At 63.9% G+C, this 13580-nt stretch carries 15 protein-coding genes; 5 read left to right on the forward strand and 10 right to left on the reverse strand.

Annotated elements, in window-relative coordinates; translation table 11 throughout:
- Nucleotides 1-8: 8 nt before the first annotated feature.
- Together speB and CCOS865_RS19200 are read left to right on the forward strand one after the other, a co-directional pair.
- Nucleotides 9-959 carry an agmatinase gene (gene speB, locus CCOS865_RS19195; RefSeq protein WP_119143721.1) on the forward strand — a complete coding sequence of 317 codons (951 nt, stop codon included), beginning with the start codon at nt 9-11 and terminating at the stop codon, nt 957-959.
- Nucleotides 960-1143: 184 nt separating this feature from the next.
- Entirely contained in the window at nt 1144-2523 is a 1380-nt protein-coding gene (locus CCOS865_RS19200; RefSeq protein WP_119143723.1) for a sodium:solute symporter family protein, read from the forward strand.
- A gap of 94 nt (nt 2524-2617) precedes the next feature.
- Here CCOS865_RS19200 and CCOS865_RS28580 read toward each other — a convergent pair whose 3' ends face one another.
- Nucleotides 2618-2746 carry a PA1414 family protein gene (locus CCOS865_RS28580; RefSeq protein ID WP_256585700.1) on the reverse strand — a complete coding sequence of 43 codons (129 nt, stop codon included), beginning with the start codon at nt 2744-2746 and terminating at the stop codon, nt 2618-2620.
- Nucleotides 2747-2870: 124 nt separating this feature from the next.
- Entirely contained in the window at nt 2871-3764 is an 894-nt protein-coding gene (gene ptrR / locus CCOS865_RS19205; protein ID WP_119143725.1) for a putrescine utilization regulator PtrR, read from the reverse strand.
- Between the two features lie 106 nt (nt 3765-3870).
- On the opposite strand from ptrR, the gene CCOS865_RS19210 reads away from it, so the two are divergent.
- Nucleotides 3871-5034 carry a YbfB/YjiJ family MFS transporter gene (locus CCOS865_RS19210; RefSeq protein WP_119143727.1) on the forward strand — a complete coding sequence of 388 codons (1164 nt, stop codon included), beginning with the start codon at nt 3871-3873 and terminating at the stop codon, nt 5032-5034.
- On the opposite strand, the gene CCOS865_RS19215 is transcribed toward CCOS865_RS19210, so the two are convergent.
- The 4 genes from CCOS865_RS19215 to CCOS865_RS19230 form a co-directional block, all read right to left on the reverse strand.
- A complete protein-coding gene (locus CCOS865_RS19215) occupies nt 5035-5961 on the reverse strand; it encodes a DMT family transporter (protein ID WP_119143729.1) in 927 nt (308 codons plus the stop codon). It lies immediately after the preceding gene.
- Between the two features lie 97 nt (nt 5962-6058).
- On the reverse strand, nt 6059-6463 hold the full coding sequence (locus CCOS865_RS19220; protein ID WP_119143731.1) for a transcriptional regulator: 405 nt from the start codon (nt 6461-6463) through the stop codon (nt 6059-6061).
- 76 nt (nt 6464-6539) lie between these two features.
- On the reverse strand, nt 6540-6794 hold the full coding sequence (locus tag CCOS865_RS19225; protein WP_119143733.1) for a BrnA antitoxin family protein: 255 nt from the start codon (nt 6792-6794) through the stop codon (nt 6540-6542).
- Nucleotides 6772-7050, reverse strand: coding sequence for a BrnT family toxin (locus CCOS865_RS19230; RefSeq protein ID WP_119143735.1), 279 nt, complete (start codon nt 7048-7050; stop codon nt 6772-6774). The genes CCOS865_RS19225 and CCOS865_RS19230 overlap by 23 nt, the downstream gene beginning before the upstream one ends.
- 285 nt (nt 7051-7335) lie before the next feature.
- Here CCOS865_RS19230 and CCOS865_RS19235 point away from each other — a divergent pair, with 285 nt between their 5' ends.
- A complete protein-coding gene (locus CCOS865_RS19235; RefSeq protein ID WP_119143737.1) occupies nt 7336-7608 on the forward strand; it encodes a hypothetical protein in 273 nt (90 codons plus the stop codon).
- A gap of 3 nt (nt 7609-7611) precedes the next feature.
- Here CCOS865_RS19235 and CCOS865_RS19240 read toward each other — a convergent pair whose 3' ends face one another.
- The 4 genes from CCOS865_RS19240 to CCOS865_RS19255 all read right to left on the reverse strand — a co-directional run bounded on the left by CCOS865_RS19240 (nt 7612) and on the right by CCOS865_RS19255 (nt 12158).
- Nucleotides 7612-8415: a helix-turn-helix transcriptional regulator gene (locus tag CCOS865_RS19240; RefSeq protein ID WP_119143739.1), complete on the reverse strand. Its 804-nt coding sequence runs from the start codon at nt 8413-8415 to the stop codon at nt 7612-7614.
- Nucleotides 8416-8499: 84 nt separating this feature from the next.
- On the reverse strand, nt 8500-9732 hold the full coding sequence (gene eutH / locus CCOS865_RS19245) for an ethanolamine utilization protein EutH (RefSeq protein WP_119143741.1): 1233 nt from the start codon (nt 9730-9732) through the stop codon (nt 8500-8502).
- Between the two features lie 103 nt (nt 9733-9835).
- On the reverse strand, nt 9836-10600 hold the full coding sequence (locus CCOS865_RS19250) for an SDR family NAD(P)-dependent oxidoreductase (RefSeq protein WP_119143743.1): 765 nt from the start codon (nt 10598-10600) through the stop codon (nt 9836-9838).
- A 196-nt stretch (nt 10601-10796) separates the two neighbouring features.
- Nucleotides 10797-12158: a DEAD/DEAH box helicase gene (locus CCOS865_RS19255; protein WP_119143745.1), complete on the reverse strand. Its 1362-nt coding sequence runs from the start codon at nt 12156-12158 to the stop codon at nt 10797-10799.
- A gap of 104 nt (nt 12159-12262) precedes the next feature.
- Here CCOS865_RS19255 and CCOS865_RS19260 point away from each other — a divergent pair, with 104 nt between their 5' ends.
- Complete coding sequence (locus CCOS865_RS19260; protein ID WP_119143747.1) at nt 12263-13564, forward strand: mechanosensitive ion channel family protein; 1302 nt, start codon at nt 12263-12265, stop codon at nt 13562-13564.
- Nucleotides 13565-13580 lie beyond the last annotated feature (16 nt).

Genomic DNA, 13580 nt, shown 5'->3' on the forward strand with positions numbered 1-13580 from the left:
GGCCCACCGTGGACAAGATTCTCCACCAACCACTGGGCGGCAACGAAATGCCGCGTTTCGGCGGCATCGCCACCATGCTTCGCCTGCCCCACCTGCAATCGCCTGAGGGCCTGGACGCCGCGTTCGTCGGCGTGCCACTGGACATCGGCACCTCGCTGCGCTCAGGGACGCGCTTCGGCCCGCGGCAGATCCGCGCTGAATCGGTCATGATCCGCCCCTACAACATGGCCACCGGCGCCGCACCGTTCGACTCGCTGTCGATCGCCGACATCGGCGACGTGGCGATCAACACCTTCAACCTGCTCGATGCCGTGCGCATCATCGAAGAAGCCTACGACACCATTGTCGAGCATAATGTCGTGCCGCTGACGCTGGGCGGTGACCACACCATCACCCTGCCGATTCTGCGGGCCCTGCACAAGAAGCACGGCAAGATCGGCCTGGTGCATATCGATGCCCACGCCGACGTCAACGACCACATGTTCGGCGAGAAGATCGCCCATGGCACCACCTTCCGCCGCGCCGTCGAAGAAGGCCTGCTGGACTGTGATCGCGTGGTGCAGATCGGCCTGCGGGCACAAGGCTACACCGCCGAAGACTTCAACTGGAGCCGTAACCAGGGCTTCCGTGTGGTGCAGGCCGAAGAGTGCTGGCACAAGTCGCTGGCGCCGCTGATGGCCGAAGTGCGCGAGAAGGTCGGCGGTGGCCCGGTGTACCTGTCGTTCGACATCGACGGCATCGACCCGGCCTGGGCGCCGGGCACCGGCACCCCGGAAATCGGCGGCTTGACCACCATCCAGGCGATCGAGATCATCCGCGGCTGCCAAGGCCTTGACCTGATCGGCTGCGACCTGGTCGAGGTGTCGCCGCCGTACGACACCACCGGCAACACCTCGTTGCTGGGGGCCAACCTGTTGTTCGAGATGCTCTGCGTACTGCCGGGCGTTGCGCACCGCTGACCCTGGCGCGAGCGGGCCCGCCCGCTCAGCCACGGTCATCCGCGCGGTTGTACAGATACACCCTGGCAGGAGCCATTAGGGAGGGCCACAGAGGCCCGCCAACACACAAGAAAAGACCGCCGGGCCCCGTGCACCCGCCCGGACGGTCGATCTCGCCATAATAAAGATAATCGGGAGACCCCCAATGGCCTTGGACATCATCGTTGTACTGATCTATACCGCCGGCATGCTCGCGCTTGGCTGGTATGGCATGCGCCGCGCGAAGACCCACGAAGACTACCTGGTGGCCGGGCGCAACCTCGGCCCGACCCTGTACATGGGCACCATGGCCACCACCGTGCTCGGTGGCGCATCCACCGTCGGCACCGTGCGCCTGGGCTATGTCCACGGTATCTCTGGCTTCTGGCTGTGCGCCGCGCTGGGCCTGGGCATCATCGCCCTGAACCTGTTCCTCGCCAAACCGCTGCTGCGCCTGCGCATCTTCACCGTGACCCAGGTCCTGGAGCGGCGCTACAACCCGATGGCGCGTCAGGCCAGCGCGGTGATCATGCTGGCGTATGCGCTGATGATCGGCGTGACCTCGACCCTGGCCATGGGCACCGTGCTGCAAGTGCTGCTCGACCTGCCGTTCTGGATGTCGCTGTTGCTCGGCGGTGGCGTGGTGGTGGTGTACTCGACGATTGGCGGCATGTGGTCGCTGACCCTGACCGACATCGTCCAGTTCGTGATCAAGACCGTTGGCCTGATGTTCATCCTGTTGCCGGTGTGCCTGTACAAGGTCGGTGGCTGGGACCAACTGGTGGCACAGCTGCCGGCGTCCAGCTTCAGCTGGACCACCATCGGCTGGGACACCATCATCACCTACTTCCTGATCTACTTCTTCGGCATCCTGATCGGCCAGGACATCTGGCAGCGGGTGTTCACCGCCCGTGACGCCAAGGTCTGCCAGCGTGCGGGTACCACTGCCGGCGTCTATTGCGTGTTCTACGGCCTGGCCTGCGCCCTGATCGGCATGGCCGCGCATGTGCTGCTGCCTGACCTGGCCAACCCGAACAATGCCTTTGCGGCGATGATCAAGACCACCCTGCCCGATGGCATCCGTGGCCTGCTGATGGCGGCTGCCCTGGCGGCGATGATGTCGACGGCCAGTGCTGGCTTGCTGGCGGCGTCGACCACCATCACCGAAGACCTGCTGCCCAAGCTGCGTGGCGGCAAGCAGTCGGGACTGGCCACGAGCCGCCTGTTCACCCTGCTCACCGGCCTGGTGGTACTGGGTATCGCCCTGGCGGTGAATGACGTGATCAGTGCACTGACCCTGGCGTACAACCTGCTGGTCGGCGGCATGCTGATCCCGCTGATGGGGGCGATCTTCTGGAAGCGCGCCACCACCGCAGGCGCTATCGCCAGCATGTCGCTGGGCTTTGCGACCGCGCTGCTGTTCATGGTCAAGGATGGCCTGGATGCCAACACGCCGATCTACTACAGCCTGGCGGTTGGGCTTGTGAGCTTTGTGGTGGTGAGCCTGATGTCGCGGCGTCCACTGCCAGCAGCGAACCTGGCGTGATTGCAGGCACGTAACAGTACCGACCGGGAAACGGCCGGTACTGCAATTGAAAAGGCCGCGGCATCTGGGGATGCGGCGGCCTTTTCAGTTCACCTCAACGGCGACGAGGTTGGCGCTTGCGCTGCTCTTCGTCGGTCGGTATCGGCACCGGCTGCAGCGGTGGTGGGATAAGGCCCAAGGCGACAGCCAGGTCGTGGAGCCAGTTGAACAGTGGTGTTTTCATAGTGCCCCCTTCACGGGTCAGCCTCACGGCGAATCAATCTTGCGATGCTTCATACAGATCATAGTCCGATGTCCTGCGTTACGCATACGCCTGATCCTATAGATAGGGTCGATTTTGACCCGGATCAAGCGGTAGCGGGGTGTTCCGACCGCCGGTCAACTGTTTCACCCTGTTGCAGGTCGACCCAAGCCTGCAGATTTGCCCCGCACATCCCCTGCCGCCACATCAGCCACGTGACGGCGTGATCGAACGGTGCCTGCAACCGGTGCACCCGCACCTGGTCGCGCCCTGGCAGGCTGTCGAGCATCGATTGCGCCATCAACGCCACGCCCGCGCCGGCAATCACACAGGCCAGCATGCTCTGGTACGACTCGATCTCCATCACCCGGCCCATCGGCGTGTGGGCATGGGCGTACCAGGCTTCCAGGCGCATGCGGTACGAGCAGCCCTGGCGAAAGGTGAACACCGCCCTGCCCGCCACGTCCCGGGCGCTGTGCACCGGCGCGTGCTCGCGGCTGGTGATCAGCACCAGCACTTCTTCGCACAGCGGCACGCCGTCGAGCCCGGCCAGGCTCGGCGGGCCGTCGACCAGTGCGGCATCCAGCCGATGGCTCATCAGGCCCTCGAGCAAGTCGCCGCTCGGCGCCGCCTGCACCTGCAGGTTCACCGCCGGGTAGCGCTGGTGATAACGGGCGAGCAGTGGCGGCAGGTGAGTCGCCGCAGTGCTGTACATGGTCCCGAGGACGAAGTCACCGGCCGGCTCGCCGCCCTGCACCGCCTGGATCGCCTGATCGTGGAGCGCCGACAGGCGGTTGGCGTAGTCCAGCAAGACCTTGCCGGCGGGTGACAACTGCAGGCGCTGGCGCTCACGCAGAAACAGCTCGACGCCCAATTGCTCTTCCAGCTGACGCAAGCGCGTCGACAGGTTCGAAGGTACCCGGTGCAAGCGTTCGGCGGCGCGGGTCAACGAGCCCTCCTCGGCCACCGCCTGGAAGATCCGCAGCTGACTGAACTCCATACCATTCTCCAAAACAGAACAACTTGATCAGCATTATTCAATTTTATTGAAGACCATTCCAGCCTAACCTGCCCCCATCGTTCAACCCCCGAGCAGGAGCGTCGCCATGTCGCCATTCGTACAACTGCTGGCCAGTGCCGTGGCCCTGATGATGGCCATGGGCATCGGCCGCTTTGCCCTGACCCCGCAACTGCCCACCCTGATTGCCGAGGGGCAGTTCGACCTGACCGCCGCCGGCTTGGTGGCCGCGGCCAATTACCTCGGTTACTTTCTCGGCGCGGTGGACGCCATGTTTGCCCGCCAGCCCGCCCAGGTGCGCCTGCGCCTGCACGCCGGGCTGTGGCTGTGCGTGGTGCTGACGCTGGCCTCAACGGCGGCAGAGGGTTTCTGGAGCCATCTCCTGCTGCGCTTTGGTACCGGCGTGGCCAGCGCCTGGGTGCTGGTGATGATCACCAGCCTGACCCAGCAACTGGCCGCTGCCCATGGCCTGCAACGGCTCGGTGCCCTGGTGTTCGCCGGCCCCGGCCTGGGCATTGCCCTGACCGGCCTGCTGGCCTTGGCGGCGCACGTGCTGGGGCTGGGTTCGGCAGGCCTGTGGCTGGTCTATGCGCTGGCGGCGCTGATCCTGTTGCTCGCCGTGCGCCGTGGGTTGCCGCAGGCGGTGGCGCCTGCAGCGAGTGCCGTGCAGGTCAGTAGCGCGCGCAGCCCGGGTATCGCTCGGCTGGGGCTGGTGTATGCCCTGTATGGGGTCGGCTATATATTGCCGGCGACCTTCCTGTCGCAGATGGCCAACCAGCGCTTCCACGGCCATTGGCTGGCTGACCTGTTCTGGCCAGCGTTCGGTCTGGCCGCGGCGCTGGGCGTGGGGCTGGTAAGCCTGCGCCGCCCGGGCCGGACCCGCGGCTGGCTGACCGCGACGCTGTGGCTGCAAGGGCTGGGGGTGCTGGCGTGCCTGATGGGCGACGGCCTCGGCCTGGGGTTGGGGGTGCTGCTGTGCGGCGCGCCGTTTCTGGCCTGCATGCAGTTGGTGATGCAGCGCTCGCGGGAGCTGGCGCCACAGGCTACGCAGCGCAATGCCGGGCTGCTGACGGCCTGTTTCGCCCTCGGCCAGCTGAGTGGGCCACTGCTGGCGACCTTGAGCAACCACTACAGTGGCAGTCTGCAGCCAGCCTTGCTGCTGGCTGCGGGCGGACTGGGGCTGGCCGGCGTGCTGGTGGTGACGGGGAGTTCGGGGCGACTGGGTTGCCGGGTCGGCACGCGGACTGCCTGATCAGCCAACGACCTTGCGCAGTTGCTTGCGCACCCAAGGCTCGGCACTGACCAGGATCACCCCGAACAGCACCATCACCGCCCCCAGCACAAAGTTCACGCTCAGCGGTTCATCCAGCAGCAGCACGCCAAAGGTCACTCCGAACAGCGGGGTGATGAACGAAAACACCGCCAGGTTCGAGGCCAGGTATTTGCGCAACAGCCAGAACCACGTCAGGTAGCTGACGAACGAGACCACGATGCCTTGGAACAGCACGCTGCCAATGGCCAAGGGCGTCACCCTCACCATACCGATGTGCCCAGTCAACAACGCAATGGCCAGCAACCCGACAAACCCCACCATCAGCTGGTAGAACAAGGTCAGCGTCGCCGGTGCTTCCGAAAGCCGCGAGCCCCTGACCACCACCGTCGTGGCGCCCCAGGCCAAGCCGGCCAGCACCCCGAACGCGTCGCCCAGCAGGGTTCGGCCATCGATCTGATCGAGCTGGAGGCCACCGGCGAACGCCGTGGCAATCCCGGCAAAGGCCAGCAGGATGCCCATCCATTGCAACCAGCGCAGGCGCTCGGTCGGCAGCATGAAATGCAGGCCCAACGCGGTAAACACCGGCGCCGTGTAGAGAAACACCGACATGTGCGCCGCCGATGTCAGCTTCAGCCCCTCAGCGATGAACAGGAACTCCAGACCAAACAAGGACCCCGCCAGCAACCCGCCTCGCCAGGTAGTGCCCACCTGCGCCCAGCCGCCGCGCCAGCAGATAATCAAGCCGACCAATACCGCGGCGATACCCGAGCGCAAGGCCGCCTGCATGACCGGCGCGATGTCGACGGCTGCAGATTTGATCAACACCTGCTGGCACCCCCACACCAGGCACAGCCCGAGCATGACTTGCAGGGCGAAGGCGTCGGGGTTCTTGCGGACCGCGCTCATGGGCGCGCCCCTTGCAGGGTCGATGGCATTGGCAGGGCTCGGCAGTGAAATGGGATCCAGTGCCGATTATCGGTGCGCCGTAGGCCGCGTTGCCAGCCTAAATTGCACCGCCGGCAATCTGCGCCTTGGCCGAGACGTGGTCGAAGGTGGCCTCATCGAGCGGATCGGCCTGCTCGTCCAGCACCTGGCGCGGGTGCTCGAAGCCCGGGATGCTGCTGTCGATCAGGCTGAGCAGCCGCGAGCCACGCGCGGTCAACACGAAGTTCTCGCCATTGCCGCCATCCTCGGCCGGCCGGCTCTCGATAAAGCCGCGTTCGAAGAGGACCTTCTCGTACTCGCACGCGCGGGTCTTCAAATGATCGAGATCACCGATCGGCTGGCCAGCGGCGGCCTGCGCGGCGGCGTGCTGTTCGGCGTAAGGGCGCGGGGTGAAGCTGTGACCAGCGCCATTCTGCACTTCCTGCAGCAGGCGTTGGATCAGGTCCCAGTCGTAGCTGCTCATCGCGGTAGGCTCCTGCTGTGAACGGGGGGTACACAGGTTGGGACCGGAGCGGGATTGAAAGCGTTCCGATGGATAATCAACGACGGTTCTGTTGTGCCTGCATGTACTGGCGCAACAGCTGGTTGATACGGGTCTGATACCCCGCACCCTGATCCTTGAACCATGCCAGCACGTCGGCATCCAGGCGAATGGTCACGGTTTGTTTGGCAGGCACGCGCAGCTCGGCCTGGCGGAAGAATGCTTCGCCGAGCTCGGGGATGTCCGAGGTATCGATCTCAGGGTCATCCTGCTGAGCCAGGTGGCTCCAGTCAGTTTTGGAGGGTTTGGTCATAACGCTTTGCCTCTTGTCTGGTCGCTTTTCGCACAGAAATGATGCGGATCACATCCCCCCGTCGTTCCGTGTAGACAACGACGCCAACCAGTGCGTGCAGCCAACCCAAGGCGATCCAGCGCTCTTCGTCGTAGTGCTGGCGGTCATCACGCAAGATCAGCATGGGGTACTGGAACATATCCGGCACATCACTGAAGTCGATACCGTGCTTACGGATGTTGATCTGATTTTTTCGTTCGTCCCACTCAAAACGCATGGGACATCCTGTATTTACTTCTGTACATACACGGTACTCCCTATTAGCGAATAAGACTAGGGAGGTTTTAGCAGGCCAACAGGGTCTCAAAGGGCACGCAGGCGCTCTTCGGAAACAGGCTACAAGCACATAGGAACAGGCCTGCGGCCGATGCCACTTACATCGCCAAGGCACAGCAAACCGTGGCCAACGCAGTCCCTGAGAACCTTGGCCAGGTGATCAAGCACGTTGAACTTCCACCCCCGGAGCGCCTCAACCCAATACAACCACCCGGAGGTGAAACGGATGAAACTGCTTCTGCGCATCACCTGTGCAACCGCCCTGTTCTGCGCCCTGCCCACCTGGGCCTGCACGCTGGAGGAGGCCACGCAAAAACGCGAGGACCTGGCCAAGCTGGTCACCCAGCTGACCGAGCAGAACCCGCAGAAGGCCAAGGAGATCAATGACGAACTGCAAGGCATGGACCTGGCCACCGAGAGCAAGGACCTCCCGGACAAATGCCAGTTGATCGACCGCCGGCTGCAAGAGCTCAAGACCGCGGAAAAGAAAACCGAGTGAACCTCAGCCCTGCTTGACCAGGTAGTTGATGAACAGTCGCAACAGCTCGGCGTTACTGGCGATGCCCAGGCGTTGGCAGATGTTGTGCCGGTGCACCTTCACGGTGCCTTCGGAAATACCCAGCGTGCTGGCGATCGACTGGCTGCTGTGACCCTGCAGGATCAGCTTGGCGACATGGCGCTGGGTCTCGGTCAACTGGCCCTGAAGGATCTCGACGAAGGCATCCTCCAGCTCGCCTTCCACTGACTGCTGTTCGAGCAGCGCATCGGCGTGGCGCAAGCGCAGGTGCTGGCCGAACACCGACTCGATGATCGGCGCGAGAGCCGCGAGCCGCTCAAGCTCGGCGGGCTGAAACGCGCCATGGTCCAGGCCGCGCATCACCGAGTGCACCAGCGCACTCCTCGAGCCCGTCGGTACGATGAAGCCGACTTCCTCGATCAGGCTGCCATGGTGCGACGACACACACGGATGAATATCCCGCGAAATGGAAAAGCCCGACGCGAAGAAACTGTCCGGCGCCAGTTCGCTCATGCGCCACAGCCCCGCCGGGTGGTTGTTGGTGCACGCCACATAGAACGGATCGAGCAGGTAACCGCCGCGCAGGTACGCCTTGAGCGTGCGCTCGGTCACCCGTTGGCGGTAGCCGTCATGGAGCAGCAGCGCCGGCTGGTTGAAGCGAAACAGGTAGGTGCAACTCATGTCGAAGTCGACCACCGAAGCCAGCGCGGCATCGATGGCCGCGCCGATCCCGTCGGTGCCGATGGCGTTGATGACCGTGGCCAGACGGCCGGCGTCTTCGCTGTTCATGTCTGAAGGCGTGCCTTTGCGCAGTGAGATGAAGCGACCTGAGTGAATGCCGCCCGCAAGCGGCATTCAACGCTGTCACATCCCTCAGCGCAACGGGGCGCTGACCTGCAGCAGTTCGGCGTCGAGGTCCTGGCGCCCCAATTCCTGCGCCTTGGGTACCGCCAGCCAGTAAGCCAGAAGCATGCCAAGCAGGCCGCCCGACAACTTGCCGATAATCAACGGCAGGATCAGGGTCGGCTGAAAGTTCGCCGAGTACGCCAGGTGATCACCAAAGGTGAACGCCGCGCAGACCGCAAAGGCAATCACCAGCACCTTGTCCTTGGGCGGCATATCAGCCACCAGGCGGAACATCGCCAGGATGTTCGCCGACGCCGCGAGGATCCCGGCGGCGCCGACCGGCGACAGGCCAAGGCCCGAGGCCACCTTCTCGATCGGCTTGGACAGGAAGCGCTTGATCAGCCAGACCATCGGGAACGCACCACACAGCATGATGCCCACGTAGCCAGCGATCTCCAGGGCGCGGAACTGGTCTTCCTTGTCGGCGATGATCGGCGCGAAGCCCCAGGTGCCGAACACCGAGGTGAACACGCCGGTGAAGTACTCGACGATCGAGGCCACCAGCACCAGGGTCACCGCCATGTACATCAGTTGCCCCAGTTTGAGGAACAGCTTGACCATCAGGTTGGGGAAGTAGCGCAACGCCGCGGCCAGGGCGATGCAGAACAGGATCAGCGGCGACAGGTTGCGCAGCAGCGTCGGCAGGGTGAAGTGCAGCGCCTGGGTCGCCGCGCCGGCCGTGGCGATGTCCGGCCGCACGCCAAGGCCCATCAGTTGCATGCCCATGGCGATCACCACGATGCTCACCGGGATACTCAGCAGGCCGGCCATGATGCCCAGCGCCATGTACTTGTGATCGGCCTTGTTGAGCATGGCCAGGCCAACGGGGATGACGAAGATGACGGTCGAACCGCACTGAAAGCCGGTAATAAGACCGAGAATCCAGCCCTCGGGGCTGGACGACAGCGCCTGGGCCAGCTGGTAGCCGCCCAGGTCCGAGGCGATGAAGATCGGCCCGGCGATCCCGGCGTCGGCGCCCATCGCCAGGAACAGCGGCCCGATCCACTGGCTGATGAAGCTGGAGATGAAGGGGATCGCAGCCATGATACCGGCCACGGGAATGAAGATCGGCCCGATGCTGTGCAGGCCTGCGGTGAATTCCTTGGCCAGCTCCGATTCAGCGTCGATGATCGACGCCAGCGCGCCAACGACGGCGCAGGCCATGATGATGTAGATGACGTACGTGCCTATGTTTTCCATCCGCTGCCTCTATCTTGTTGGAGTTTGTCTTCTGGGCAGAATTATTCAAAAGCGTGCTGCTTTTATTGTTGTTCAGCGCCGGCACAGGCGTGCCGGGTGCGGCTTACATGGCGGTGTAGGCGTTGTCCACGAACAGGTGCGAGCCGTTGACGAAGCTCGCGTCGTCGCTGGCCAGGAACAACGCAGCCGAGGCCACTTCGGAGGGTTCGCAGAGCCGGCCCTGCATCGTCTTGATCGCTTCGTCGGAGGCATCCACGCCGTAGCCGCGCAGCAGGTCGAGCTCGCGCCGACCGTGGGCGGTACCGATGAAACCAGGGCAAATCGCATTGCTGCGGATGTTCTGGTCACGGAACTCCACGGCCAGCGCGCGGGCGAACATGTGGCAGGCACCCTTGGTGGTGCAGTAGAGGACTTCCATCGGGGTGCCGACCACGGCGGAGATCGACGAAGTGCAGATCACGCTGCCGCCACCGGCCGCGAGCATCCCGGGCAGTACCGCCTTGGTGACCAGGAACATGCTCTTGACGTTGACCGACATCAGCCGGTCCCAGTCGGCCTCGGCGGTCTCCAGGAATGGCCCGGCGGCGATGATCCCGGCGTGGTTCATCAGTACCGTGATGGCGCCCAGGCGCGCCTGGGCCTGGCTGACCGCAGCGTGCACCTGCTCGGCCGACGACACATCACACGGCAGGAACACCGCCTCCCCGCCCGCCGCGTTGATCTGCGCAGCAACCGCTTCACCCTGGCTGCTCGGCAGGTCGAGGATCGCCACCTTGGCACCCTCGGCGGCGAACAGCTCAGAGGCTGCCAACCCGCAACCCCCGGCGCCACCGGTGATCAGTGCAACCTTGCCTGTCAATCGACCCATGTTTGTCACTCCTCGCGGTAATCAGCTGTTACGTTTTTTGCTGAAACTAGGGCGAGGGCTGCGGGGCGTCCATATATCCCAGGGTATACGGATAGACAAGCAATTGATTTTATTGGAAATGTTTAAATTTCCAGGCAGCAGAAACAACACCGGCCTCATTCAGAGGCCGGTGTCTTCAGCAGCTTAACAGCAAGGCTTACTCAGCCTTGGGTGCGCGCTTCTTCGGCGGCGCCAGGCCGTCCGAGCTGGTCAGCGGCGCGTTTGGACGCGGCTTGGCGGTCGGCTTGCGCTTGGCGCCGGCCTTCTTCTCGCCGGTCTTCTTGTCGACCTTCTTCTTCTTGACGCCCACTGCCTTGCCCGAAGCCTTGACCTTCTTCGGACCGTTGTAGGTGCCTTTGACTTCCTTGATCACGCGGCGCTCGAACTGCTGCTTGAGGTAGCGTTCGATGCTCGACATCAGGTTCCAGTCGTTGTGGGTGATCAACGAGATGGCCAGGCCTTCACCGCCGGCACGGCCGGTACGGCCGATGCGGTGCACGTACTCGTCGCCGCTGCGCGGCATGTCGAAGTTGATCACCAGGTCCAGGCCGTCGATGTCCAGGCCACGGGCCGCGACGTCGGTGGCGACCAGCACCTTGGAGCCGCCCTGCTTGAAGCGCTCGATGGCCAGCTTGCGGTCTTTCTGGTCCTTCTCGCCGTGCAGGACGAACGCTTTGACGTCCTTGGCCACCAGGTGACCGTAGACGCGGTCGGCCAGCGCACGGGTGTTGGTGAAGATGATCGCCTTCTGGAAGGTCTCGTTGTCCAGCAGCCAGTGGACGATCTTCTCTTTGTGCTGGTCGTGGTCGGCCATGATGATCTGCTGGCGGGTGCCTTCGGCCAGCTGCGAAACGCTGTTGAGCATCAGGTGCTCAGGGTCTTTCAGCACCTTGCCGATGATGTCGCGCAGGGCCGCACCGCCGGTGGTGGCGGAGAACAGCAGGGTCTGCTCGCGGTTCTCGCACTCCTTGCACAGGCGCTCCATGTCTTCGGCGAAGCCCATGTCGAGCATGCGGTCGGCTTCGTCGAGCACCAGTACCTGCACGTGGGACAGGTCCAGGTTGCCGGCATTGAGCTGCTCGAGCAGGCGCCCCGGGGTGCCGATCAGCACGTCCGGTACCTTGCGCAGCATGGCCGCCTGCTCTTTGAAGTCTTCACCGCCGGTGACCAGGCCCGACTTGATGTAGGTGAACTGCGAGAACAGCTCGACCTGCTTGAGGGTCTGCTGGGCCAGTTCACGGGTCGGCAGCAGGATCAGCGCACGGATCTCCACGCGCGGGCCGCCGAGGTCGGTCAGGCGGTTGAGCATCGGCAGCACGAAGGCCGCGGTCTTGCCGCTGCCGGTCTGCGCGGTTACCCGCAGGTCTCGCCCCTGCAACGCCAGGGGAATGGCCGCCGCCTGTACCGGAGTCGGCTCGACGAATTTCAGCTCGGCCACGGCTTTTAGGAGGCGTTCATGCAGGGCGAATTGGGAAAACACGGGGGTAACCTCGGGCAAGTGCGTAAATTCAAGTTGCATAGGGTAACGTTTTCCGCCGCCAGAACCGAATTTCTTTTGGCAACTTTGCCTCGATCCGCGCTCTAATTGCCCCTCGTTCCGCAATACAGACCGCTGCAACGCCCATGGACATCCAACGACTCTGGCTCGACACCCTTGACCTCTGGGGCACCCTGGACCAACACCCGACCCTGCACGCCGCCCTCGGCCTGGCCGTGCTGCTGCTGATCTCGCTGGTGATGGGGCGCCTGGCGCGCTTCCTGGTGCTGCACGCCAGCCGCCTGCTGGCCCGACAACCGGCACTCAAATGGCTCGACGACCTGCGCCACAACAAGGTCTTTCATCGCCTGGCGCAGACCACCCCCTCACTGATCATCCAGTTCGGCCTGAAACTGGTGCCGGAGCTGGGCGCCACCGCCCAGCACTTCCTGGGCAACGTCGCGCTGGCCTTTACCCTGCTGTTCATGACCATGGCGCTGTCGTGCCTGCTCGATGCGCTGCTGGACATCTACGCGCGCACCGAACACGCCCGCACCCGCTCGATCAAGGGCTACGTGCAGTTGGCCAAGATGGTGCTGTGGGTACTGAGCGTCATCGTCATCATCGCCACCCTGATCGACCGCTCGCCGCTGTTGCTGCTGTCGGGTCTGGGTGCGATGTCGGCGGTGCTGCTGTTGGTGTACAAGGACACCCTGCTGTCGTTCGTCGCCAGCGTACAGCTGACCAGCAACGACATGCTGCATGTCGGTGACTGGATCGAGATGCCCCAGGTCGGCGCCGACGGCGACGTGGTGGATATCACCTTGCACACGGTGAAGGTGCAGAACTTCGACAAGACCATCGTCTCGATCCCGACCTGGCGCCTGATGAGCGAGTCGTTCCGCAATTACCGCGGCATGCAGCAATCGGGCGGCCGGCGCATCAAGCGCAGCCTGTTCATCGATGCCGCCGGGGTGCGCTTCCTCACCCGTGAGGAAGACCAGCGACTGAGCCAAGTACGCTTGCTCGGTGACTACCTGGCGGGCAAGCGCCAGGAGCTGCACAGCTGGAACGAAGCGCTGGGCCCGGTCGCCGAACTGTCGGCCAACCGTCGCCAACTGACCAATATCGGCACCTTCCGCGCCTACGCCCTGGCCTACCTGCGTAACCATGCCGAGGTGCACCAGGGCATGACCTGCATGGTGCGGCAGATGCAGCCCACTGCCGAGGGCATCCCGCTGGAGATCTATTGCTTTACCACGACCACCGTGTGGGCCGAGTACGAGCGGATTCAGGGAGATATCTTCGATTACCTGCTGGCGGTGCTGCCGGAGTTTGGCTTGAGCCTGTATCAGCAGCCGAGTGGCAATGATATGCGCGTGGGGTTGACGGGCAGGCCGGTGGAACTGCCGGTTTCGCGGCGGCTGGAAGAGATGAGCGAGGCTTGAGATTGCCGGGGCTGCT

Source organism: Pseudomonas reidholzensis (genome assembly GCF_900536025.1).
Classification (GTDB): Bacteria; Pseudomonadota; Gammaproteobacteria; order Pseudomonadales; family Pseudomonadaceae; genus Aquipseudomonas; species Aquipseudomonas reidholzensis.

Coding starts and splice junctions, on each gene's coding strand:
- CCOS865_RS19260 (WP_119143747.1), top strand. CDS start 12,263: ATGGACATCCAACGACTCTGGCTCGACACCCTTGACCTCTGGGGCACC.
- CCOS865_RS19240 (WP_119143739.1), bottom strand. CDS start 8,415: ATGAACAGCGAAGACGCCGGCCGTCTGGCCACGGTCATCAACGCCATC.
- CCOS865_RS19225 (WP_119143733.1), bottom strand. CDS start 6,794: ATGACCAAACCCTCCAAAACTGACTGGAGCCACCTGGCTCAGCAGGAT.
- CCOS865_RS19250 (WP_119143743.1), bottom strand. CDS start 10,600: ATGGGTCGATTGACAGGCAAGGTTGCACTGATCACCGGTGGCGCCGGG.
- ptrR (WP_119143725.1), bottom strand. CDS start 3,764: ATGGAGTTCAGTCAGCTGCGGATCTTCCAGGCGGTGGCCGAGGAGGGC.
- CCOS865_RS19255 (WP_119143745.1), bottom strand. CDS start 12,158: ATGCAACTTGAATTTACGCACTTGCCCGAGGTTACCCCCGTGTTTTCC.
- CCOS865_RS19235 (WP_119143737.1), top strand. CDS start 7,336: ATGAAACTGCTTCTGCGCATCACCTGTGCAACCGCCCTGTTCTGCGCC.
- eutH (WP_119143741.1), bottom strand. CDS start 9,732: ATGGAAAACATAGGCACGTACGTCATCTACATCATCATGGCCTGCGCC.
- CCOS865_RS19200 (WP_119143723.1), top strand. CDS start 1,144: ATGGCCTTGGACATCATCGTTGTACTGATCTATACCGCCGGCATGCTC.
- CCOS865_RS19220 (WP_119143731.1), bottom strand. CDS start 6,463: ATGAGCAGCTACGACTGGGACCTGATCCAACGCCTGCTGCAGGAAGTG.
- CCOS865_RS28580 (WP_256585700.1), bottom strand. CDS start 2,746: ATGAAAACACCACTGTTCAACTGGCTCCACGACCTGGCTGTCGCCTTG.
- CCOS865_RS19230 (WP_119143735.1), bottom strand. CDS start 7,050: ATGCGTTTTGAGTGGGACGAACGAAAAAATCAGATCAACATCCGTAAG.
- CCOS865_RS19210 (WP_119143727.1), top strand. CDS start 3,871: ATGTCGCCATTCGTACAACTGCTGGCCAGTGCCGTGGCCCTGATGATG.
- CCOS865_RS19215 (WP_119143729.1), bottom strand. CDS start 5,961: ATGAGCGCGGTCCGCAAGAACCCCGACGCCTTCGCCCTGCAAGTCATG.